The 22028-nt window shown below is 38.4% G+C and carries 25 protein-coding genes; 7 read left to right on the top strand and 18 right to left on the bottom strand.

Going from position 1 to position 22028, the window contains the following annotated elements:
* Positions 1–8 precede the first annotated feature (8 nt).
* The 3 genes from AC0VX7_RS11345 to AC0VX7_RS11335 are packed head-to-tail and all read left to right on the top strand — an operon-like array spanning position 9 to position 1678.
* The gene (locus AC0VX7_RS11345; RefSeq protein WP_475427920.1) at positions 9–482 is read left to right on the top strand and encodes a hypothetical protein; all 474 of its coding nucleotides are present in this window, start codon (positions 9–11) and stop codon (positions 480–482) included.
* Positions 479–970, top strand: a complete 492-nt coding sequence (locus tag AC0VX7_RS11340; RefSeq protein ID WP_475427919.1) for a hypothetical protein — start codon at positions 479–481, stop codon at positions 968–970. The genes AC0VX7_RS11345 and AC0VX7_RS11340 overlap by 4 nt, the downstream gene beginning before the upstream one ends.
* A gap of 51 nt (positions 971–1021) precedes the next feature.
* A complete protein-coding gene (locus AC0VX7_RS11335) occupies positions 1022–1678 on the top strand; it encodes a potassium channel family protein (protein ID WP_475427918.1) in 657 nt (218 codons plus the stop codon).
* Between the two features lie 160 nt (positions 1679–1838).
* Here AC0VX7_RS11335 and AC0VX7_RS11330 read toward each other — a convergent pair whose 3' ends face one another.
* Together AC0VX7_RS11330 and AC0VX7_RS11325 are read right to left on the bottom strand one after the other, a co-directional pair.
* Positions 1839–2279, bottom strand: coding sequence for a MarR family winged helix-turn-helix transcriptional regulator (locus AC0VX7_RS11330; RefSeq protein ID WP_475427917.1), 441 nt, complete (start codon positions 2277–2279; stop codon positions 1839–1841).
* Between the two features lie 20 nt (positions 2280–2299).
* Positions 2300–2776: a glutathione peroxidase gene (locus AC0VX7_RS11325; protein ID WP_475427916.1), complete on the bottom strand. Its 477-nt coding sequence runs from the start codon at positions 2774–2776 to the stop codon at positions 2300–2302.
* A 187-nt stretch (positions 2777–2963) separates the two neighbouring features.
* Between AC0VX7_RS11325 and AC0VX7_RS11320 the strand changes: the two genes are divergently transcribed.
* Positions 2964–3746, top strand: a complete 783-nt coding sequence (locus AC0VX7_RS11320; RefSeq protein ID WP_475427915.1) for a hypothetical protein — start codon at positions 2964–2966, stop codon at positions 3744–3746.
* On the opposite strand, the gene AC0VX7_RS11315 is transcribed toward AC0VX7_RS11320, so the two are convergent.
* Positions 3743–4327, bottom strand: coding sequence for a nucleotidyltransferase family protein (locus AC0VX7_RS11315; RefSeq protein ID WP_475427914.1), 585 nt, complete (start codon positions 4325–4327; stop codon positions 3743–3745). The two genes, AC0VX7_RS11320 and AC0VX7_RS11315, sit on opposite strands and share 4 nt — an antisense overlap.
* A gap of 586 nt (positions 4328–4913) precedes the next feature.
* On the opposite strand from AC0VX7_RS11315, the gene AC0VX7_RS11310 reads away from it, so the two are divergent.
* Positions 4914–5912: a DUF3231 family protein gene (locus AC0VX7_RS11310; RefSeq protein ID WP_475427913.1), complete on the top strand. Its 999-nt coding sequence runs from the start codon at positions 4914–4916 to the stop codon at positions 5910–5912.
* Between the two features lie 203 nt (positions 5913–6115).
* Here AC0VX7_RS11310 and AC0VX7_RS11305 read toward each other — a convergent pair whose 3' ends face one another.
* The 3 genes from AC0VX7_RS11305 to paiA all read right to left on the bottom strand — a co-directional run bounded on the left by AC0VX7_RS11305 (position 6116) and on the right by paiA (position 8572).
* On the bottom strand, positions 6116–6742 hold the full coding sequence (locus AC0VX7_RS11305) for a class I SAM-dependent methyltransferase (RefSeq protein WP_475427912.1): 627 nt from the start codon (positions 6740–6742) through the stop codon (positions 6116–6118).
* A 58-nt stretch (positions 6743–6800) separates the two neighbouring features.
* Positions 6801–7985 carry a DUF2812 domain-containing protein gene (locus AC0VX7_RS11300; RefSeq protein ID WP_475427911.1) on the bottom strand — a complete coding sequence of 395 codons (1185 nt, stop codon included), beginning with the start codon at positions 7983–7985 and terminating at the stop codon, positions 6801–6803.
* Between the two features lie 68 nt (positions 7986–8053).
* Positions 8054–8572 carry a spermidine/spermine N(1)-acetyltransferase gene (gene paiA, locus AC0VX7_RS11295; RefSeq protein ID WP_475427910.1) on the bottom strand — a complete coding sequence of 173 codons (519 nt, stop codon included), beginning with the start codon at positions 8570–8572 and terminating at the stop codon, positions 8054–8056.
* A gap of 463 nt (positions 8573–9035) precedes the next feature.
* On the opposite strand from paiA, the gene AC0VX7_RS11290 reads away from it, so the two are divergent.
* Both AC0VX7_RS11290 and AC0VX7_RS11285 read left to right on the top strand, forming a co-directional pair.
* A complete protein-coding gene (locus AC0VX7_RS11290; RefSeq protein ID WP_475427909.1) occupies positions 9036–9800 on the top strand; it encodes an NERD domain-containing protein in 765 nt (254 codons plus the stop codon).
* 96 nt (positions 9801–9896) lie between these two features.
* Positions 9897–10412 (top strand): NUDIX hydrolase, encoded by a 516-nt coding sequence (locus tag AC0VX7_RS11285; protein ID WP_475427908.1) that lies wholly within the window; start codon positions 9897–9899, stop codon positions 10410–10412.
* Between the two features lie 265 nt (positions 10413–10677).
* Here AC0VX7_RS11285 and AC0VX7_RS11280 read toward each other — a convergent pair whose 3' ends face one another.
* The 12 genes from AC0VX7_RS11280 to AC0VX7_RS11225 all read right to left on the bottom strand — a co-directional run bounded on the left by AC0VX7_RS11280 (position 10678) and on the right by AC0VX7_RS11225 (position 22027).
* Positions 10678–11463 carry an LVIVD repeat-containing protein gene (locus AC0VX7_RS11280; protein ID WP_475427907.1) on the bottom strand — a complete coding sequence of 262 codons (786 nt, stop codon included), beginning with the start codon at positions 11461–11463 and terminating at the stop codon, positions 10678–10680.
* Between the two features lie 188 nt (positions 11464–11651).
* Positions 11652–12074, bottom strand: coding sequence for a hypothetical protein (locus tag AC0VX7_RS11275; RefSeq protein ID WP_475427906.1), 423 nt, complete (start codon positions 12072–12074; stop codon positions 11652–11654).
* Between the two features lie 387 nt (positions 12075–12461).
* Complete coding sequence (locus tag AC0VX7_RS11270; protein WP_475427905.1) at positions 12462–13067, bottom strand: FMN-binding negative transcriptional regulator; 606 nt, start codon at positions 13065–13067, stop codon at positions 12462–12464.
* Between the two features lie 85 nt (positions 13068–13152).
* Positions 13153–13995 (bottom strand): DUF2268 domain-containing putative Zn-dependent protease, encoded by an 843-nt coding sequence (locus AC0VX7_RS11265; protein ID WP_475427904.1) that lies wholly within the window; start codon positions 13993–13995, stop codon positions 13153–13155.
* 265 nt (positions 13996–14260) lie between these two features.
* Positions 14261–15469: an MFS transporter gene (locus AC0VX7_RS11260; protein ID WP_475427903.1), complete on the bottom strand. Its 1209-nt coding sequence runs from the start codon at positions 15467–15469 to the stop codon at positions 14261–14263.
* Positions 15470–15536: 67 nt separating this feature from the next.
* Positions 15537–16316: an SDR family oxidoreductase gene (locus AC0VX7_RS11255; RefSeq protein ID WP_475427902.1), complete on the bottom strand. Its 780-nt coding sequence runs from the start codon at positions 16314–16316 to the stop codon at positions 15537–15539.
* A gap of 35 nt (positions 16317–16351) precedes the next feature.
* Positions 16352–17230, bottom strand: a complete 879-nt coding sequence (locus AC0VX7_RS11250; RefSeq protein WP_475427901.1) for a DUF2268 domain-containing putative Zn-dependent protease — start codon at positions 17228–17230, stop codon at positions 16352–16354.
* Positions 17231–17505: 275 nt separating this feature from the next.
* Positions 17506–18111: an FMN-binding negative transcriptional regulator gene (locus AC0VX7_RS11245; protein WP_475427900.1), complete on the bottom strand. Its 606-nt coding sequence runs from the start codon at positions 18109–18111 to the stop codon at positions 17506–17508.
* A gap of 81 nt (positions 18112–18192) precedes the next feature.
* Positions 18193–18564, bottom strand: coding sequence for a hypothetical protein (locus AC0VX7_RS11240; protein WP_475427899.1), 372 nt, complete (start codon positions 18562–18564; stop codon positions 18193–18195).
* A 6-nt stretch (positions 18565–18570) separates the two neighbouring features.
* Positions 18571–19482, bottom strand: a complete 912-nt coding sequence (locus tag AC0VX7_RS11235; protein ID WP_475427898.1) for a PGN_0703 family putative restriction endonuclease — start codon at positions 19480–19482, stop codon at positions 18571–18573.
* Between the two features lie 16 nt (positions 19483–19498).
* Positions 19499–20542, bottom strand: a complete 1044-nt coding sequence (locus AC0VX7_RS11230; protein ID WP_475427897.1) for a hypothetical protein — start codon at positions 20540–20542, stop codon at positions 19499–19501.
* A 192-nt stretch (positions 20543–20734) separates the two neighbouring features.
* Positions 20735–22027 (bottom strand): hypothetical protein, encoded by a 1293-nt coding sequence (locus AC0VX7_RS11225; protein WP_475427896.1) that lies wholly within the window; start codon positions 22025–22027, stop codon positions 20735–20737.
* Position 22028 lies beyond the last annotated feature (1 nt).

Below are 22028 nucleotides of genomic sequence, written 5' to 3'. Positions count from 1 at the left end.
ATTATTTTATGATATTGTTCATTTATCTCTTATTGAATGGAATCGCTTTACTTTTTTTCATTAAGAAAAAGAAAAACCTCCACATTCTTGAGCTGACGCCTTATTGGTTTCTTGCTTCTTACATCGCTCAGAATTTCTCTGCACTATGTTATATGAATTTTAAAACTCTACACATCCCTGAACATTTACCTCTTGAAATGGCTCATTTTTTTAGTCGAATCAACATCTATCCAGTGATCATGGTTCTATTTTTGGATTATTATCTGGTCACGGATAAATGGTACAAAAAGGGCTTTTTAATGGTTTTATTTGTGGCTTTATTAACAGGCGTAGAATGGCTGAACCATTTTTTAGGTGTATTGATTCATGTAAATTGGCAGTTTTGGTGGTCACCTTCCGTTTGGTTTGGTGGTCTCATATTGCTGATTGGCTTTATGAAAGGATACCGCATTTTGCTTTATAAAGGAGGACAATACAAATGAATGTAAATTATGACTGGAATGAATGGTTCTTTCTGATTTCTTCCGCTGCAGCATTATTAACATTCTGGCCCATCCGGAAATACTTCCGGCCAGTGATCGTCCTTCTCATCTGGATGTATAATATTTTCCTCGTATCAACAATTGACTACTTTTTAATCGCAACCCCTTTTAAGGCCTACTATTTTGGTGATAATCCAACATACGAACTTTCTGGTGCACTATTTCATTTATTCATGTATCCTTGTGCTTCTTTAGTGTTTCTTTATTTTTACGACAAGTTCGAAATATACGGTAAAAAAACAGTTTTGTATATTTTAGGATGGACAGGGTTTTCCTTATTTTACGAATGGATTTGTGTGAAAAATAACGCCTTGATTTATACTGGATGGAAGCTCTTATATTCCATACCCGTTTACCCAGCAGCAGCCATCCTATTAATCATTTTCTTTCATTTTATTAAAAATAAATATGACGAATTGGCATACTAAAAATGCCCTCAGTAAATAGAATCTTCTTTTAAAATCAGGAGGAATGGCATAATGAGAAAGCTATTTGCCGTGATAGGTCTCGGGCGTTTTGGTGGAAGTCTTGTTGAGGAATTTCACCATCTTGGTTTCGAGGTTCTGGCTGTGGATATGAATGAGGAGAGAGTGAACCGGTTTAGCCAGTTTGCAACCCATGCAGTTGTGTCCAATGCCATTAACGAAAATAATCTAAAAGAATTGGGCTTAAAAAATGTAGACATTGCGATTGTATCATTCGGCGGTAATATTGAAGCGAGTATTCTCACGACATTGCTGCTAAAGGAATTGGGTGTCAAACAAGTTTGGGTGAAGGCATTAAGTGAGAACCATCAAAAGGTATTAGAAAAAATCGGTGCCGATCGCGTCATTCACCCTGAAAGGGAAATGGCCAAGAGAATCGCCCACCATGTTACTTCCGATAAGATTGTCGATTTTATTGAGCTTTCCAAGAACCACAGCATTGCAGAAATAATCTCTACAAAAAAGGTAACAGATAAAACATTAAATGAGCTGAATGTCAGGGGCAAGTACGGCTGTACGATCATCGGAATCCAGCGAGGAGAAGAATTCATTGTGTCCCCTTCAGTTGAAGAAGTCATCTGCCCAAATGATATTCTCATCGTGTTAGGTCATAATAATGAAATTCATGCATTCGAAGAAAAAGGGGTTTGATTTTGATTAACATTAATATGAAGATACAGGTTATTCTATTTCAAACATATCCAATAAAACGGAATAAACACCATATCTTTACGGTCGCCGAGTTGATTAGCTGGGAGAGACTAAAACATTCCTAGAAAAAAGCACAGGATTCATCGTCCCTGCGCTTCTCTTATAACCGGTTATACTCTTTCAGCTTCCCCCGCAGCACTCTCAACTGCTTCATCAACTGTTCATACTCTTCATACTCGATGTTGCACAGCTTCAGCTCGGTGGCGATTTTTTGGACGATAGCATCTTTTTCTTCCAGGGCCTTTGGTTGAAGTGAGATGCAGACTTTCCTTTCGTCTGCCGTCGACCTCTCCCTTTTCACCCAGCCGCTCGCTTCCATCCTTTTGATCATCGGGGTTAATGTCCCTGTGCCGAGGTTCAATTTTTCTCCGAGCTCTTTGGCGCTTAACCCATCCTCTTCCCACAGTGCCAGCAAAACTAGATACTGCGGGTAGGTAATGCCGAATGATTCAAGTGCTTTGGTGTATAGTTTATTGAACTGGCTACCGGCTTCATAGACTGCAAAACACAACTGATTTTCCAGCGTTAAAAAATCATCCAAGTGTATCACCTTCACAAACTTTATAATAGATTCTCGAGATCCTTCTCAATTTTACTAGGTTCAGTTGTCGGCGCATAGCGCTTGACCACCTGCCCGTTGCCATCCACAAGGAATTTAGTGAAATTCCACTTTATATCCTTCGTAAGGACTCCACCTTTTTGTTCTTTTAAAAATGCAAACAGAGGATCTGCTTGTGCACCATTCACATCAATCTTCGCAAACATCGGGAACGAAACTCCATAGTTCATCTGGCAAAACTGCGTCGTTTCGACAATATCATTGAACTCCTGATCGTTGAACTGGCCGCAAGGGAAACCGAGAATCTCTAAGCCTTTCTCCTGGTATTGAGCATACAATTCCTGAAGTCCTTTGAATTGAGGCGTCAAGCCGCACTTACTTGCAGTATTGACAATCAACATTGGTTTTCCCTCATAATCCCTCAAGGATTGTTCCTGGCCATTTGTCTTCTTCACTGTAAAATCATAAACCGTTTTCATGTATCGTTCCTCCTCAGAGAATAATTATATCGTGTACGATTTAATCGTATCAGATTTTAATTTATCTTTCAATTTTAAGTTCAGCCCATTTTAAATCTGTCACAAATCCGTCACAAAAATCCCCTTCCCTACATGTCCCTTTTAATTGCCTCCCTGTATATAGACAGTGAAAGGGCGGTGCAAAATAATGACAATTAAATCAGGGGTCATTGAAGGTTTTGAAGGATATTCACAGTTCAGTTCGCTAGAGGAATTCAACAGGCATTTGGAAATGTGGCTGGCAGTACATAAGCATGATTTTTCTAAAGGTGAGCTTGTGGGGTTAAAGAGGCTCTCCAGGTTCGCGGCAAAAATTCCCGGTGTCAGCAATGCAAAAATCGGAACGGTGCTGAAAGCCATCCATGAGGAATACAACGAGCTCGGCATTTCTCGTTCCACTTTTAAAAGAATGATCATTAAAGCAAGCACTCTTGGCATCTTCACCGTACACGAAACAGAACGCAAAAACGGTTCACAATCCAGCAACCTATATGTATTCAATCGTTTTCCCAACAATGAACCACCGAAAAAGGAAAAAATGAACCACCAGAATAAAACTATTAATCCTTCTGAAACTAAAACTATAAAGAATAATAAACGTGAAGAAAGCGCCCTTCACCAAGCACCAGAAGATCATCTTTTTGTCAGCGATAGAATTCCGAAGCCATTCGTCGACCTGGCAAAATACTTCTTTCCGAGCGCAAAGGCCATCGAGGAATTCTGGAAAATGACAAGAATCGCAGCCTATAAAAATAACCAGGAAAACGAGACGGACACTATTCTGTCTGTTTCCCTGGATTCTTTTAAGCAGCTAGTACGAAAAATGAAGTCAAACGTCACGGTGAAAAATCCACTTGCCTACTATACCGGCATACTGAACAAGAAGTTTCAGGATCTATACTTTGGAGAGCTATTTGAGATGGGGTTTTAACCCTTTGAATGCTTAACTACATGATGGACATTAATCTTATGCCAAATCGCTTTCCAGTTCTTTTTAACAATCCGGTTCTCATAAATCGCAGCGCGCTCTTTTGTTTCGGTAAAAAAAGGAGTCGGTTTCACTTCAAGATGAAGGACATCATCTATCCCACAAGGAGCGGTCAGGACCAAGTTATTTTCACTGTCCAGCTTTACGCCAAGAGCCGTGGCCGTTTCCGGAAACTTTGAGATCGCATCCTCACAAGAAGTATAGGGCGGAATCTGATTGACAACATGCATTCTGGCCTGATTTTTAACAGACCAGGGCACATCGGGTAAAATCCTTCTCAACTGTTTCTCTAATACCTTTTCGTCATTCTCATCAATGTTAGCTGAATCAAAATAAATAACATCGACATCCTGGGTCAGCGTTCGTTCTTTAAATTCGTGCATCACATCCCAAATTTTCGAACGGACAAACCCTGCACAGATCCACCAGTCAGGCAAATTCAGTGTGCTAGCAGCTTGTATAATCTCCATCATTTTATCGTCGCTTTGAATTAACTTTATTACATCATCTTTACTTTTCAACATACAACCTCCCATTAACCGAACATATATTCTTATAGTATCATAATGAGATGGTAAGGGAAGATTTCCCTTTCGAATATGTCATAAATTCCGTAAAATGAAAGGAAAATAGATCAGTACGCCGGAGGACAAATGAAAAAAGTAATTTTGGTGATGTTATTTTGGGGTATGATCATTTTCTCCATAATAGCGCAGATATCTGACAAATTTATTTTTTGGCTAAGCCCAAATGCGCTTTCTCTTATTGATGAAAGAATGACATACACATTTGTTCCTATGATGATGAATTTCTTTGTCCTATTTTTAATGTGGAAAATAAGAATTCAAAAGTCTTGGTTCCTATTGTTCTTCATCGCCAATGTGATCTTGTTCCTATTCTATATTTCTTACCAATACGGGGATTGGGGGCTCGGGAGAGTCAGATAAGTACTAAAACATATCCCCCTTTTACTAATCAAAAGCTCTAACAACAGACAGCAAGTTAACACAGTTCATTTACATATGAATAATAGGTAAACAGTTAATAAAATGGCATAAAATCACAGGTTAAACACACCCTAAAATTAAATGATATTAGGGAGGATTACCAGTGCCAGAGAAAGCTTCCATTTCTTCTTCCGAATTAGCCACTTTATGGCTTACCTATCAGGAAAAAACAATGATTTTACGAATGCTGGAATACTTTATAGACAAAGCTGATGATGAAAAATCCAGGGAAATTATGACAAGTTTGTATGGAGAACTTGAGGTATATGTCAGCAAAATCGTGGAAATTTTTGAACAGGAAGGTGCTGTCATTCCGGCCGGATATACACCAGAAGATGTCAATAAACATGTTCCTAAGTTATACGACAATGGTTTTGATATTATGATTGTCCGGCTATTAAAAGAAATCAGCATGGGAATGCACTCATTGAATTTAACGATGACGTTCCGAGAGGATATCAATATCCTTATGGCAGACCTTACCGCTCTCAGCCAGAAGTATTACAGGATTTGCACGCAATATTTACTTGAAAAAGGGCTGCTTGTAAGAACTCCTTACGTTCCGATGCCAAAGACCGTCGAATTTGTAAAAAATTATGATTACTTTGGCGGGCTACCCATCAATCCTTTTAAGCAGAAAAGGACCTTAAACACACTTGAGGTGGCCCATATCCAAAAAGGAATCGAAGCAAATCTCACAGGCTTGCAGATGATCCTCGGCTTTGCCCAGTGCGCCAATGATAACGAGGTTAAAAAGTTTTTTCATGAGGGTGCAGAGCTTGCTAAAGGAATTATAAAAGAATTAAGTGAGTTAATGATTCAAGAAAGCCTTCCTGCCCCACAATCATCCGGAGGAAATGCAACTCAATCCACAGTCGCTCCTTTTTCGGATAAATTAATGATGTACTGTACAAGTCTGTTTTGCAGTTTTTCCCTGGGAAGCAATTCACTCGGAACTGCTTTTAGCTTACGTAATGACCTGCCTGTAAAAATGTCCATCTTTACGAAGGATGTTTTTGAGTATGCCCATAAAGGTGCCAAAATCATGGTTAAAAACGGATGGATGGAAGAGCCACCGCAAATGGTCAATCACAAACAATAGAAAGTGCAGGGTGGCAATAAGCAGTTCGGTTGTGATGCGAAAAATCCAAATTCACAAGAGAAATAGCAGGTAAGTCCCATACTTTTATACAAACTAACTCACATAAAAAAACGCAGAGATTTTGTCAACCTCTGCGTTTTTCAGGTATTTTAATGGCATGTTTTTCAACTTTTAGAGGTACAAAAGAAGACTGAAAGGTGAATTTATTGCTTAGTTCCCCTAACCGCAACGGTATGATACCCCCTCGAATCGGGGCCTTTGATTAAAGCAACGTCAGTAAATCCTGCATTCTTCATATACGGAATAACTTGATTTTCAGTAATGCCTCTTATGCCTTCCCATGTTTCATCTTCTTTTCCGTCAGAAAAAGTAAGTATGACAATTCCTTTTGGCTTTAGAACCCTATAGATTTCCGATAAAGTCGTTTCTATATCCATCCAAAAATAAATGGTTTGGATACTAAAGACCGTGTTGAAATGTTCATGGTCAAAGGGCAATTTATTGAGATTTGCTTGCACTAGTTTTGCTCTCTTTTCCCTTAATGCCTTTTTGTTTCTGAAATTTGCTGATCGAATAATTGTTGGAGAAATGTCCAAACCGACTATTTCTTCGGTCAAATCCTTTTCCAAAAGCAATTTAATTGCATAACCTGCCCCACAGCCCAACTCTAAAATCCTGTCTCCTTTTTGAACATTCATTAACTCTAATGTCCAATTTGTTTCAGTCTTGTGCTGCCTTACCATTTTTTCACCAATATATGTACCTATTATTCCTTTTGGCGTTTCATAATGCCGATCGATAAATTCTCTAGTTTTTTTAAGGAAGCCCATTACATTTCTCCTGTTTGAATTGTCTTATGCCTTTTAATTCGACAATCTTGTTTTACAATTATTGAATCTTCTCGACCACATTATCAATGACTGTATTAATATCCGCATAACCAAAATAATGAACATATATGACTTCGTTTCCCCTTGAAGCAAAAACTTCCTTCATTTCCTTTTCTTCATGGACAATCAAAAGATCCAGGTCCGGGTGCTTCTTTTCAACATAATCATCCTGGCTGGTTTCAAAACTGTAGCGTTTGATCAAATCCGAAACCAAATTCTCTGCCATGCCATGGAATCTGAGCTGATAATATTGTGTATGTATCGCCGGTGAATACTCGCCGCTGCCATCTTCCCACAAGCTACCTCGAACCAGTCCGTGTTCATCAGCTTCATATTGGACAGGTGCCAAAAGGCTCCAGTCATATGAATATCGATTCCCCCAATCTACACCATCTTCTATAAAGGTAGGTTCCGCTCTCTCTAATTTAGGATTGCTCTCGACATCTGCTAATCTGACAATCGGTAAATTCACGTCTTTATCCGGAAGTGTTTTCGTATCAATTTTCATTAGGTGTAAAAATGGAATAATCGCACTTAATCCTATCATCACTGTGAAAAGAAAACTAATAGCAGTATGGAATGTATGTCTCTTTTTCCACGGAGCATGATGGTTAATTGGTATGCCTTCAGCTAATTTTTTGCGCAAATCACGAACAGAGAGAGCAGCTTGTAATGAAGCATAAGCGATATAACTTATGTAAATAGCCAAAAGCGTTTGATGGACCATGATTCCTTCCACCATTACAAACGTTGGCGTCCCGTCCAGGAACCAGCTAGAAGCTAACATACCAATCATGAGAAGCAGGCCCAAAACGATGACACCAGCATTAAATACCAATTGTTTATCGAGTTCCTTCAATGAGTACGATTGCTCTTCAGGATCAGTGTAAAGCTCCGGTGCATTCAGCTCAGCAGGTGATGAAAACACATAAAAAGAACCATAGCTGGTGACAAAATCCCAGCCTTTATCGCCATACATTTCAACTTGCTCAGTCGATATCTCTTTATTGATCGACACCACTAGCCTGTATCTCATGTTTTTCTGATTAGCTTTTTCAAACTTGACGAACTGTCTCCCCAACTTTTTTAGAAAAAGCCCCTCAGCCGCCATGTCTGACAACCAGCTTTCAAGCTCCCCGATTCTCCAATAATCACTGGGGCTGAGTTTGTAGACTGTTTTCATTCCCCATCCCCCTCATCTAGTATCACGCGATTTTTAGCAAAGCTTTTGACCGACCACCTTTGTTAATACTACTGAATTTCAAGAGCCATGATAATGTCGATTTGCTCTTCATCACCCATATAGAAAGAGTGAGATCCAGTCTCTACAAATCCCATTCTCTTATAAAAAGCAATCGCATTTTCGTTCTTCTCCCACACACCCAGCCAGATTTTACTCTTATTATTTTCTTGCGCAAGATCCACCGCTTTGTTAAAGAGGTATTTACCAAGCCCATGCTTTTGAAAATCGCTCTTAATATAAATCCTTTCGACTTCAAGCGCTTCACTTCCCATGTCCTCAGACTGCGCATCATTAATATTTACCTTTAAATACCCGGCAAGCTCATTGTTAAAATACACAAAGAAAAACTCAGAAGAAGAGTTTCTCAATTCTTTTTCCAATTGATTTAAATTAAATGCCTTATCCAGATAAGCCTTCATATTCTCTGGTGAATTCTGCTGCTTAAAAGTCTCGTCAAATGTTACACAACTAATTTCCTGGAGTGTGAGTAAATCTTCAGGAGTACACTTGGTTATTCTGATTGTCATCTTTTTGTCGCTCCATTCGTAAAAGCGCAGTGAAGTCCCTGCGCTTCCAGGTATTGAATTTATAAATCTATAATATTAATTATTAGAAAGAATTTCTCTTTCGAGTTTCTCGATCACTTTGTAATCCAGTGGAGGATTCACTACCTTGTACAATCGATCCGATACAACAACATCTCGGTCAAAAGTATACTTTTCATATCCTCCATCATTATATCCTAGGTAGAGTTCAAACCTTTCGCTTTGATGAAATTCCCAACATTGATACTTTAAAGTCCGCCATACTAAAATCCTATATTTTTCCTATAAAAGAACTTCGACATACTTTGCAACATTCCTCCTTGCTCAAGAAGCCGCCTCGAGGATGTAGTCCTTTATGAAGCATTCGTTAACATAATAGGATATAATCACGCAATATATGGTAATCTATTATTGGAAATATTTCACTATGAGAGGTAGATCATTAATGGAAGCTTATTTTTTTCCCGTATTAATGTTAATAATTGTATGGATTTTAAACCGTAATTTTGCCAGTATCAAAGGCTGGATTGGAGAAAAGCGTGTGGCCAATATTCTCTCTTCCTTAGATTCTCAGGACTACACCCTCATGAACGACCTCTATCTACCGAATGAAAATGGACAAACTACTCAGATTGACCATCTATTAATTTCCCCTAAAGGTATATTCGTTATTGAGACAAAAAACTATAAAGGCTGGATTACTGGGTCTGAACATAGCCAGTACTGGAATCAAACAAACTACAAGCGGAAAGATAAATTATATAACCCTATTTGGCAGAATTCAGGCCATATAAAAGCCCTTCAGGCACAATTGGGTGAAGTGGCAGCAGAAATACCCATCCACTCAGTGATCGTTTTCGGAAAAGAAGCAACACTGAAATTCAAAGAACCATTCAAGAATGCCTATGTCATCAAAAACAACGAGCTTCTTGCTACAATTGATAAAATCCAGGTCACACCCGAAGTATCCTTTTTTAAGCGCGGTAAAATAAAGCAAATACTCGCTCCATTTCTCAGTCAGGATAAAAACCAAAAGAGGGAAATAAAGAAAAAGCATGTCTCCGATATTAAAAACGAGCTTAAGAAAAAGAAAACAATGGTGACAGAAAACATATGCCCTCGCTGTGGAAGTCCCCTTGTTTCAAGAACAGGTAAAAAAGGTAAGTTCAAAGGCTGCAGCAGCTTCCCAAAATGCAGATTCATAGCATAAGAGCTGTCCAATGGGAAGGAAAAATAGCTAGTGTGTTACATAGTCATTTTATTCGTTAACAATCTATGACCTTATAAATATGAAAAGGTGAAAAACATGAATTTCGATATGATAATAGAAGATCCACTACAAGCAAACGTTGAGACAACCATAGAAAGAATAGCAATCCGAGCAATCATAATGGCAAATAATCGTATTCTGCTAGTTCAATCCAGTAGAGGGGACTTTAAATTTCCCGGAGGTGGACTAGAGGAAAACGAAAGCCACGAAGAATGCCTAATACGAGAAGTGAGAGAAGAAACAGGTTATATTCATTGCAAAGTCAATGACAAGGTTGGCACAGTCACTGAACGGAAAATGGACGAGTATATCGAAAATGCCCTATTTCAAATGACCTCGCACTATTATCTTTGTGAATTAGCAACCGATATAAAAACGGCCCAACAATTGGAAGGGTACGAAGCTGAACTGAATTTCACACCCAAATGGGTTACCCTGGAGGAAGCCATTAAACAAAATGAAAGCTTGATAGACAGATATGAGCACAACGGCTGGTTGAAGCGTGAGACATTTGTTTTACAACAATTGAAGAACATGCTGATTGAACAATGATATAAGGATTTGGTAACCAGCTTATCATTTAATAGTAAACTATCTGTCGTTCAATGGTAAAAAAGATGGCAATAGGCGGCACTTTAGGTGGCGTAGACCATCAGCAATAAAAATGGTCCATAAATTTAGTTTAAAGAAACACACTAGTGATTCCAGGAGCAATGGAAGTTCAGGAAGGTATGAAGTGAAAACCCTGATAATCCAAGACTAAACCACAAAAAAAACAGCACAGCCATGTTAAATATGGCCATACTGCTTTATTTTCTTATCTTAACCCTGATCCTTTCTTCTGAAGCACCTTCAATCCCTGGCCCATATCTGAAGCAAGGATATAATTTCGATCTACGAATACTCCCCATACATTTGCCTTATCGGATACATAAGACCCGACTTCAACTGGGTTGCTTGGATCGGTAAGGTCGACCATTCGAATACCATCTGAATAATGTGACAGATATAGAGTGTTTCCTCTAACTTTTGGATCGTGGACTGTATAGGTTCCAGGCTGTCTTTCACCTGCTTTAATCTGGACTGCTGAATTTAAAGTTCGGAATGTGCTCAGCAATACTGGATTGCTCTTGTCCTTGATATCATAGACTCGGACATAACCCCAACCTCTTTCGAATGCTGGATCATGTGGATCTGGATTGAACACTTCCCTTGTCTCGATGAGAATATTTCCTCCATGAGCAAGTGCAGCCGAATGAGCGGCTCCCTGGACATCACGTTCGAATTTCGTGCGGCCCACAAACTTAGGATTTGCCGGATCTTCAATATTTAAAATGATTGTTCCTAGATCCCAGTAGGACAGATACGCATACTTACCTGTCTCATCCGCAATTACACTGTGAAGGAATGCAGTCCTTGACGCTCCTGTCTCATCCTTATATGTATAATTGCCATCAAAAGCACCGCCTACCTCAGTTGCATCCCAATTGGACAACTCCTTCGGCTGGGTTGGATCCGTTACATCGACAATGGAGAAGTCATTCACTTCCACTCCCTGGTCTTTGTATCTTTTTGCTTGATAGTTGGTTGCCAGCAGAATCAAACGGTTGTTTTGCTCAGTCAGCCAGAATTCATGCGTACCAGTTGGCAGCTCTGAAGGAGTTTTCCAAAATCCTAATTTCTTCGGTGACGCAGGATTTGTAACATCATAAAGAACTACTCCGCCATTTGGAGACGTTTCTCCTTCATAGCCATATCGTTCCTTATCGACACGTTGAACACTGATTGCCGCTATATCCCTTTAAAAGATGGAGTGCTGACGGATTTAACAATAACTTTTTCCTGCCAGGTTCCCGGAATATCATTTCCTATGACGGCGACTTCCGTAGGATTAGCTGGGTCCTTCATGTCAAAAATTCTGACACCCTCGTTTGTCATCTTCCCCCTGTGAGTTCCAAGATAGGCATAGCCTTTATGGGCAAAAACATCAGCAGTGGTCACAGACGATCCCTTCAACTCTTTTAAAGATACTGCAGCAGTTTCCTGCAAATTCATGAAGTTTTTTGAACCCTTAACAAGAGGAACTCCGCCAAATGTAGAAGCTCCTGCTTCAATATAACTTTTTTGCCCATCCTCACATGCCCAAGCGATACTGGTTCCTGCTAGAGTAATGGCCAGAGTTCCGGCAAGAACTTTAGACGATAATTTAAACATTAAAAAACCTCCTTTTCCTATTTAATTACTAAGAATACAGGAGAATGAAAGACTGGAAAAGTTTACAAAGAACTAATTGTATATTCTGTAAAATTAGGAAAGTACTCCTAAAAATAAATTATATTTATTTAAACAACTCTATTTGTCTTATTTTTATTGGGAAATTTGAAAACTAGTTCATCCCTATAATCCGCTATTAAAGTTAGTGATCAGTCTTCCCAACTCATTTTAAAACAAATTAAAGTATCATGATTATCAAACAAAAATCAGGTACTTTCTTTATCGTGGAGTGCCTGATCATCATGACCAGTAGTAAAGATAGTATAGAAAAACAGACAGGATGATTCCCCTGTCTGTCTTTCAACTAATTTAGCAAAAAAGTACCTTTTACAAGTTTTTCTTCATGAGGGCCGCTACTTCTAAATTATTTTGATCTGCAGTTTTTCCTAGATTTTCAATAATTAACTCTTGCCTTTCAACTGGATGGTTTTGACTCAATTTGGCCTTTGCCTCAATTTTATTAATGGTAATCTTAAAGGCAACAATGCCTTTACTCATTCCTTCAACATATCTGCTATCTACATTTTTCAAATTGTAAGGACTATCTGGCTTTTCATATTTTTTTACCATATCATTCAAAGAATCTAAGACTATTTTTTCATCTTCAATGATGTCCACCTTACCGTATAAATGGATGGATACGTAATTCCAGGTAGGTACGGCATCAGTTATTTCATACCAGGAAGGTGAAATATAACAGTGAGGACCCTGGAAAACCACAAGCACGGATTGATTCTCTATATCCTTCCACTGTCCATTAGGGCGAGCAAAATGGCCATATAATGCCTTCTCCTCTTTCTTTAGGATCAATGGCAGATGAGTAGCATAAGGTTCTCCCTTATGTGTTGAGTATAAAGTTGCAAAACTATATTTTTCTATAAACTCATAAATCTGTTCTTCATCCTCGATTTTGAAATATTTGGGTATATACATTAAATGGCCCTCCCTTTTGATCCTTTGATAATCCGGAGACTAGTAATTTTATAGTACCGGACAAGGTACACCCATGTGCTTTTATCTAACACGACGACAACTTTGGATAGATACCCCGCACATAATTCGGAATATCCCTTTCTTGAACACTTGCCATCTCCTTAAAAGGTACTCCTTGAGCTAAAAGGAACTCAACCAATTCCCAACCGGCGTAGTATGATTCTCTTTCATGGTTTGTGGTTCCATTCCCAAACGTAAACATTGTTACCGCTTTTGAAGAGGCATCATCTAAAAAAGGAAAGATTCCGTTTAGGATTTCCGCTCGGCTTTCTTTACAAGATTGAAGCCAACCTTTTTCACGCTCAATATATTCTTCATCTGGATGCCCTGGAACTAAAGATTTGCTTACCTGAGTCGCTAACCCTTCCTGCAAAATAGTAGATGCGATTGTTCGATCCCACTCACCTGTAAGATTTGCCGTTTGTGTATGTACTATATGTGTCAGTTCATGTGCAAGAAAAATTTCAGAATCTCCGTTCTCAACCGGTAGACAAAGCGCCATACGCTTTTGGTCATAGGGAGCAACAAAGGGATTATTTTCAAATCCCCCAACGAAATAAACAACGACTAAATCAATTGGCTCATTATAACCAAGCAATGCTTTAACTTTTGTCAGGTACTCCCTTACTTTTTCCTCATTTGGTTTCCATGACTCAATAAAAGTTAAATATTCAGGATAAACTTCCCAGGCAGTGTCCAGCAAATTCCTCGCCATCTTTTTTCCCTCGTCTCCAGGAGGAACCGCCGCAAAGTTATAATGCTCCTTCCAAAGATCCCATCTTTTTTCATCATCAATATCAGGCTTATTTCCCATTTTATAAAAAATCAGGAACTTGGGCACCAAATTTAAGATTTCAACCTTATCCAAATTGTTACCTCCCAAAATAAATGCAATAGATATGTAGATAAACAAAACACTTTTAGTGCCATATAAAAAACGAAATAAAGTAAGACTCGCTTCTTTCAAAATTGATATCTTAAGACATAGGTTAATTTTGATTAAACATGTCTACAGTTATTTTACCAAATCTCCAACTTTGAATATTCCTTTACTGCCAGGTTCCTTTTTTCGTTTACAACAAGCGCATCTCCAGTTTGATGGGTGTACGAAGGATTTGGATGGTTCCTGGCAACTATACTCTTCTTAGTAAGTACACATACAACATGACCACTGGTGCCAGAATCAGCCCTGATGTTACGATGGAAAGGCCCAATCCGAATTTGATGGCTATGAATCCAATGATTGGCCCGCTCATTATTTGTCCGAGCGCATCAATCTGGCCGTAGGTGGAAAGGACTGTTGCCCTCACCCTGGATTCAATATTCTCATTAAGCCAAGCCCTGTAAATCGGGCCATTGGTGATCCGCAGAATATAGAATATCAGGTAGGCAGAGAAAGCCATGGTGAAATTCCCAGCGAGCCCAAATGCGATGATGCTAAGTACCATTGCCGAGTTGATGGCAATCAATAGCCATACCTTTTGAAGTTTCCCCGTCTTCTCCAGCTTCCTCTTTATGTATTCGACAGCAATGATGCTCGTTACCATGGCAATCCCATTGATGATACCCACCCAGACAACCGGTTTAATATTTACGTCAGGCAAGCCGATTTCTAAAATATGGGCGATCCACAAACGGTCAAGCCCCTCGCTAAATAGGCCGTAAAAGAAAACAATTCCTGTCATGACTATCAGAAATTGCTTTTTCCTAATCGACTGGAGACCGGACTTGAAAGTATGGATCATCTGCCTGAACGAATCTCGTTCCTCTGAAGGTGCCGGATGAAAAGCCGTCTCAGGCATGAAGAGTATCAAAAATACCCCAAGGACCAGGAACATCACTCCCCCGATTATCATCGGTAAATTGATCATAACCGTACCGATGAGAACACTGACGATAATAGCAAGCAGCGCTCCAAACTGTTTGACCTGAGCTCCTCTCAGGAATAGCCGGGCAAGGTCTTTGCCGCCCATCTCGTCAGCAATCCAAGCTTCATCCGCACCACTTGTGAAGGTATAACCGATGCCCCAAAGAACCTGACATAGCAAAATCACCAAGAAGACAGGCACCAGACCTTCAATTAGGAATCCCAGGCCGATCAGGAACAATCCTATGATGACGGACAGCTTCCTGCTCCTCGTGTCCGCCAGTATACCTGTCGGAATTTCAAAAAGAAAACTGCTAAGTTCGAGCGCCGTTCCGACAAGGACCAGTTCAAAGGCATTGAAGCCAGCAACCTCTATTCTATAAATCTCGTTAACGGTAAAAACCATCTCAAACAAAAAAGCAGTCAATCCTGCATATATAAGATAGACCCTGTAGGCCGATAGTTTCCCCGTCATAATGTCCTCCTGAAAAATCACTGGATTAGACTAATAATGAACCCCTGATGAAAGTACATATGTAAAATTATTTACCCAAAAATCCACCCTCAGATTTTATAGTTTGCCCGGTAATCCAGCCAGATTCATCACTGGCTAAAAACGTTATTAACCGTGCAGCATCTTCAGGTACACCTATTCGTCCTGTTGGAAATAGTGGCAGCAGTTGTTCTCTCAATTCATCATTGATCCAACCGGAATCTGTGGGGCCAGGATCGACGGAATTTACTGTGATACCGATGGGTGCTAATCCAACTGATAAAGGTTCAGTTATGGCAATTATCATACCTTTAGTTGCTATATAGGCCAGATTGTTAGAATCAGGACCTTTAGACACCATATTAATGATTCGACCGTCTTTCCCCTCAGGAAATGACTTTTCATACCTTTTAGCAAATTCCAGCGACAGCATCAGTGTCCCACTATTGTTCACTTGGTAATGCTTGTCCAGAATCTCTCTATTCAAAGTTCGAAAATCCGCTGGCGATTCAAACGTAGCATTGTTCACTAAAATACTAGGAGTCCCCAACGTTTCTTCAACCCGGTCCATAATAAGACTAGTTGATTCACTAATACTCAAGTCAATCTCCATATGAGCAGCACTCACTCCAATATTTCTTAACTCTTCACATAACAAATTTGGAAACTCCTGATCTAAACCATTACCGCTAATCTCATCAAACTGAGACCAATGTGTAAAAAATACATCTGCCCCAGCGGTCGCAAACGAGCGACAAACCGCAGCCCCTATCCCCTTTGAACGACTTGCACCAGTAACGATTGCAATTTTTCCTTTTAGACTAGTCATTATTACACCTCCTGATTTCCCTGGCATCAGATTGCTTAAGTGAATCCGCTAATTCTTACCTTGAGATTAAGAGCTACTTCAATATTTTTTAAAAAAACATCACCTAAATAATCTGGAATATCCTTTTCTTGAACACTAGCCATTTCCTTAAAAGTGACTCCTTGAGCTAAAAGGAAATTGACCAACTCCCATCCGACATAGTATGCTTCTCTCTCGTGATTCGTTGTGCCATTCCCGAAGGTGAACCTTGTTACGGCTTCTGATGAGGCATCATCTAAAAAAGGAAAAATTCCAGAAATGATTTCTGCTCTGTTTTCTTTACATGATTGCAGCCAACCTTTTTCACGCTCAATATATTGTTCATCTGGATGCCCTGGAACTAAGAATTTGCTTACCTGAGTCGCTAACCCTTCCTGCAGAATAGTAGATGCAATTGTTCGTTCCCACTCACCTGTAAGATTTGCGGTTTGTGTATGTACTATATGTGTCAGTTCATGTGCAAGAAAAATTTCAGAATCTCCGTTCTCAACCGGTAGACAAAGTGCCATACGCTTTTGGTCATAGGGAGCAACAAAAGGATTATTTTCAAATCCCCCAACGAAATAAACAACGACTAAATCAATCGGCTCATTATAACCAAGCAATGCTTTAACTTTTGTCAGGTACTCCCTTACTTTTACCTCATTTGGTTTCCATGACTCAATAAAAGTTAAATATTCAGGATAAACTTTCCAGGCAGTGTCCAGCATATTTCTCGCCATCTTTTTACCCTCATCACCAGGAGGAATCGCCGCAAAGTTATAATGCTCCTTCCAAAGAGCCCATCTTTTTTCATCATCAACACCAGGGTTATTAGCCAGGTCGTAAAAAGATAAAAACTTAGGCACTAAATTCAGCAATTCAACCTTATCCAATAAAGATTACCCCCTATTCAGGTCCAGTCTGATTATTAGCTATTAAATTTTTTCTTAATATAACTCCTCAAGTCAATAAACAAATAAGTTATTCCAACAAAAATAAATATACCTACAATCCAATTGTCATTGATCGAAGAATAATATCCTTCGAAATTATTCAGCAAATAGAACAGACAACCGAACGATAAAAAAATAGCTCCTGTTAACTGTCGCATTACAAACGACTCATTAAAAGTTAAAATCTTATATTTTAATGTTAGTAGATGAATATTTTACAAGTTCTTCTTCATAAGGGATGCTACTTCTAAATTATCTTGATTTGCAGATCTTTCTAAATTCCGAATAATCAACTCTTGCCTTTCAACTGGATGATTTTGACTTAGTTTAGCCTTTGCCTCAATTTTAGTAATGGTGATCTTAAACGCAACAATTCCTTTACTCATTCCTTCAACATATCTGCTATCTACATTTTTCAAATTGTATGTACTATCTGGCTTTTCATATTTATTTACCATCTCATTCAAAGAATTAAAGATTACTTTTTCATCTTCAATGATGTCCACCTTTCCATATAAATGGATGGACACATAATTCCAGGTAGGTACGGCATCATTTATTTCATACCAGGAAGGTGAAATATAACAATGAGGACCCTGGAAAACCACAAGAACTGATTGATTCTCTAGATCCATCCACTGTCCATTAGGGCGAGCAAAATGGCCATATAATGCATTTTCATCTTTCTTTAGGATCAATGGCAGATGAGTAGCATAAGGTGCTCCCTCATGTGTCGAGTATAAAGTTGCAAAACTATACTTTTCAATAAACTCATAAATTTGATCTTCATCATCGATTTTAAAATGTTTGGGTATATACATCAGATGTTCTCCCCTTAAAATTTTCATTTATCCTTAACCAAATACGAGTTCTCAGGTAAAACCCACATTCACAAGATAGGGTTAAATGCCGTTTTTTAATACATGAATAAAAGCATTGCTTCTCGGCTTTTTATCAAAGGTAAAGAATAATCCTTCTAATTCCGCCATTAATTCCTGGCTTTTCTGAGATTCTTTAGGAAGTTTGATAAACCATTGTTTTAATTCCCGTTCTGTATCTATACCGGTTTTTCCTTTTCCTCTGTCATATCGTTCGGTATTCATATTTTTATATCCGATATATTTACTAGGACCAAAAGCATCTAAAGTGGGAATGTAATACCAGTGTTTAAACTGTGTTAATTGATTTACAATATCTGTTTCTGCTCTTAAGTCCAGGTTAAATTGTTGAACGTTACTTTTTACTTCTTCAAGGGTAGTAACTAGATCTTCCATAAATTCTTACTCTCCTTTAGAATCATAGTATCTCTCAATTAAGTACTGCTTCAGCGGGCCATCAGTCAATCTAACTAAACCTTTATCCCAATAACCGGATCTAAAGCGACTTCTCTCAACTGGTGACAGAATGGTGTTTGCCCAGACATCATGTAATTGCTTACCCACGTCATTCCTTAAACCTGGTGTGTTTATAGTATGCTTTTCACCAAATACATCTAACTTTTTATTATGAGAATGTGTTAAATGAAGAATCCGATAATCTTCTACTTGATAATCATTTATCTCAATAGGTGTGGTAGTTCTCGCCAGCAATGTGATTCTTAACAGTTGGTAAAATGGTTCATAACCAAGATCATACAAACCTAGTTGAGATTTTTCATTGATATTGAATGGATTGTTTCGTCTCATTTTGCACAAGACTGATGAGTATCTTCTCAATCTTTCAATACCTTGATCTCCACTGAACTTGGATCTTCCACTGTAAGATTCATCAAACTTCCATTCTATAAAAATTTGAGTCACTTTTTTATTAATTAAAGCCAATACATATGCATCAACACTCGTCCTGTTATGCCCCCTTCCACCACTACTTTCGTATAATGGTGACTGCTTTGGACCTATCCACTCGAAAACTACAGGGCCGTTATCTTCATAAATTTCTTCTCCGACCTCAGCTCCCGTAGGGAAAGGGAGAATCTCTTGAATACCCAATCCGAATGAATTCAAGTAATTTTTGAGATCAATAATATTAGCATTCAAGTTTCCTAATACATTTAAACATGCAGCAGCACTGCTTAAAGTACTGGTTATTGCATTATGAAGTTTTACCTTCTCGGATACATTTTCATTTATAAAAGTTGGCTCAAACAAATTATTACTTATCCATTTATCCTGATACTTGTGAGTTAACTTCATTAACTTCACCCTCTCACTAAACTGTTATAGCTTCTTTCAACATATATCTAATAACTTTAGTGGAACTCTTACCACTAGGGGTATCTTGGATAATCACTCCTTTGTAACCAGGTATAGAAACCATAGCGTTACAAACTGAAGGCATACAATTATGCAGCCCCATGTCTTTATGAATATCACCAGATCTAAGATCTAAGCTTTCTTTTCCTTCATTTTTTGCAATTAGCAACCGAGACTGGATGAACTCTCTTATTTCAGCAGTACCAGGATTCTTAACAGAATTACTCAAAGAAACCTTGGTCTGATGTGACGGATTTCCATCCTTAGAATCTGAAATATATTGCTGTGCAAACTCAGCAACTCTTTTCAAATCCTCCTCGTACAACTTTTTCTGATCCATCATAAATCCAACCTGCCAGAAGTACATATCAATCAACTTCATTGAAGTATATTCGATTCCATCATGACTGAATTTTACTCTTAAACTCTCGAACTCTAAGCAATTTTTGTTATAAAAAGATTTCAACTCATTTAAGGAAGTTTCATTAAATTGAGTATTAATCCCAAACAGACTCAGTCCATCTTTAAAATAACGATCATATGCAGGTACATTACCATATACTCCTAATAATATTTTTGAAGCCAATGTATCAGTAATATTAATTTCCGTCACTTCTCCATTTAACTCTTTAACATTGTCCATATATGACCTTTTAGTTTCTTGTATAAGATTATTTATTCCGGCAAGATCCCTATCTTCAATATTGTTCCTATCTATACAATCAAAATACTTTTGGTTAACTGGATTCATGACCACTTGTTTAAGAAAATAAATATGTACTTTATAATCTTTTTGCAAAAGAAACGAACTTCCCCTTAACATTCCCCAGCTAGCTAAATAAAAAGCCAAATGCAAGCTCGCATGGTCAAAGACAAATTCATTATGCAATTTGCCTCGATTGTTGGAAAAGTAGGAATAACAATGCTCCCACGACTTAAAACGATGATGAGGGTCATTTTTGGAAAGAGTATGATATTTAGTAATAATTTCAGTAATCATTAGTTAACCTCCGTTCGTAAATTGGTTAAATTTTATCAACATTAAATAAGAAATTCGACAAGAAAATTGCTTACCCTTCAGGTTTACAGGAAGATTTTTCTAGAATCTAAATTTATTAAAAAAAAAGCGCAAGGTGCGTGATTTACACCCTGCGCTTTCATGTTATATTGGCTGCATGTGAAGACCAGACAACTAGTTTATAGAAACAGACCTATTCTGATGATTAACAATCCTAATTCCGCCAAATTCAGTTTGTTTCACATAGACGTTATCCAAAAACAGCATTCCTTTGATTTCAATCTCTTGAGTATCTGACAGGTATTGTCCAGTTGCTCCTTTTATAAAAGTCATATAATCTACCAATTCGCGCAAGCCTACTTTGGCATATTCAATATTGCTTGTATGCTTCACTTCTCCAATGATTACTTTTACAAGCTCACTGGTATCCTTGTTATAGACTTCAACCAGTAAATCCGGCCGTCCATTCCAAAGAGAGCCTTGATCAAAGGAACTGCCAAAAGCATGCACGGACACCATTGAGGCTTGAGCCATGGATGCGATCTTCTTTTCAATAAAAGGATGGTACACTTCCCTGGCTTCCTCAATACCTACATGAAAAAGAAGGTTCCTTGATCCGGCCGAGTCATGATACAACTCGTATCTATATCGTTCATCACTCCAGCTGGCAAACAAATTCTTCCGACCATCTAATAACTCTAGCTTGGCATTTGCTCCATTCTGCTTGATCAGCTGCACTGCCCAGTATAATTCAAAAAGGACAGATGGTTCATCAGGTGTAACAAACGTCTGCTGTAAGAGTTTTTGTATTTCTTCTTCATTTAACTTTTTGGCATGCAACCTTCTATATAAAATGAACAGTCTTGCTGCTTCACTATATAAAGGATTCCTATGCTTCGCAGTCTCTTGAAGCATCCTATCTGTGATGCGAACTTTATTCAAAGACACTCGCTGCATATAGATATTCTTGTGTAGGACATCTTCGGCAAATGGTTTCAAATCCCGCCATTCAGAGAACCAGGCATATTTCATAAATCTCTCAGATTCAATTTTGTGATTTAATAACTGTTCAATCAATTGAACGAACGATTTCAATACTAAATTTTCCTTAATGTTGTAATTGCGGGATTGCTCATTACAGGAGAAAATAGTTCGGTCTCGGTACCCACTTTTCAATCTTTCCTTAACAGTGTTTTGCCAGTGAATCTGTCCCCTCACTTGGCCATGATAAGTTTCATTGAAAACAGTGGTAGAAGTTTTAAATCTTCTAACCAGCCTCGGGAGATCTCTAACAAATCCCTTTACTTCATCCTTTAGCAAAAAGTGAATATTGATAAGTTGCTCCAATTCTCGTATATTCAAATGTGCCTTACGGATAAAAGAATTGAGACTAATCTTACCAGACTTCAGATAGACAACCAGAAAATCACTGACTTCTTCGATAAGTTCATCAGTATTTCGTTTCATG

This window comes from Mesobacillus sp. QJM3NY_10, from assembly GCF_056173465.1.
Note: the sequence above shows the minus strand (reverse complement) of the source record. Positions and strands in the feature narration are given on the sequence as shown.

What these genes read in the sequence shown, in the direction of transcription:
- AC0VX7_RS11325 (WP_475427916.1), bottom strand. Translation starts at nt 2,776, where the DNA reads ATGAAAACGGTTTATGATTTTACAGTGAAGAAGACAAATGGCCAGGAA.
- paiA (WP_475427910.1), bottom strand. Translation starts at nt 8,572, where the DNA reads ATGACAATCAGAATAACCAAGTGTACTCCTGAAGATTTACTCACACTC.
- AC0VX7_RS11235 (WP_475427898.1), bottom strand. Translation starts at nt 19,482, where the DNA reads ATGAAGTTAACTCACAAGTATCAGGATAAATGGATAAGTAATAATTTG.
- AC0VX7_RS11255 (WP_475427902.1), bottom strand. Translation starts at nt 16,316, where the DNA reads ATGACTAGTCTAAAAGGAAAAATTGCAATCGTTACTGGTGCAAGTCGT.
- AC0VX7_RS11305 (WP_475427912.1), bottom strand. Translation starts at nt 6,742, where the DNA reads ATGGGCTTCCTTAAAAAAACTAGAGAATTTATCGATCGGCATTATGAA.
- AC0VX7_RS11290 (WP_475427909.1), top strand. Translation starts at nt 9,036, where the DNA reads ATGGAAGCTTATTTTTTTCCCGTATTAATGTTAATAATTGTATGGATT.
- AC0VX7_RS11335 (WP_475427918.1), top strand. Translation starts at nt 1,022, where the DNA reads ATGAGAAAGCTATTTGCCGTGATAGGTCTCGGGCGTTTTGGTGGAAGT.
- AC0VX7_RS11300 (WP_475427911.1), bottom strand. Translation starts at nt 7,985, where the DNA reads ATGAAAACAGTCTACAAACTCAGCCCCAGTGATTATTGGAGAATCGGG.
- AC0VX7_RS11275 (WP_475427906.1), bottom strand. Translation starts at nt 12,074, where the DNA reads ATGTTTAAATTATCGTCTAAAGTTCTTGCCGGAACTCTGGCCATTACT.
- AC0VX7_RS11340 (WP_475427919.1), top strand. Translation starts at nt 479, where the DNA reads ATGAATGTAAATTATGACTGGAATGAATGGTTCTTTCTGATTTCTTCC.
- AC0VX7_RS11245 (WP_475427900.1), bottom strand. Translation starts at nt 18,111, where the DNA reads ATGTATATACCCAAACATTTTAAAATCGATGATGAAGATCAAATTTAT.
- AC0VX7_RS11240 (WP_475427899.1), bottom strand. Translation starts at nt 18,564, where the DNA reads ATGGAAGATCTAGTTACTACCCTTGAAGAAGTAAAAAGTAACGTTCAA.
- AC0VX7_RS11270 (WP_475427905.1), bottom strand. Translation starts at nt 13,067, where the DNA reads ATGTATATACCCAAATATTTCAAAATCGAGGATGAAGAACAGATTTAT.
- AC0VX7_RS11315 (WP_475427914.1), bottom strand. Translation starts at nt 4,327, where the DNA reads ATGTTGAAAAGTAAAGATGATGTAATAAAGTTAATTCAAAGCGACGAT.
- AC0VX7_RS11225 (WP_475427896.1), bottom strand. Translation starts at nt 22,027, where the DNA reads ATGAAACGAAATACTGATGAACTTATCGAAGAAGTCAGTGATTTTCTG.
- AC0VX7_RS11230 (WP_475427897.1), bottom strand. Translation starts at nt 20,542, where the DNA reads ATGATTACTGAAATTATTACTAAATATCATACTCTTTCCAAAAATGAC.
- AC0VX7_RS11345 (WP_475427920.1), top strand. Translation starts at nt 9, where the DNA reads ATGATATTGTTCATTTATCTCTTATTGAATGGAATCGCTTTACTTTTT.
- AC0VX7_RS11285 (WP_475427908.1), top strand. Translation starts at nt 9,897, where the DNA reads ATGAATTTCGATATGATAATAGAAGATCCACTACAAGCAAACGTTGAG.
- AC0VX7_RS11260 (WP_475427903.1), bottom strand. Translation starts at nt 15,469, where the DNA reads ATGACGGGGAAACTATCGGCCTACAGGGTCTATCTTATATATGCAGGA.
- AC0VX7_RS11320 (WP_475427915.1), top strand. Translation starts at nt 2,964, where the DNA reads ATGACAATTAAATCAGGGGTCATTGAAGGTTTTGAAGGATATTCACAG.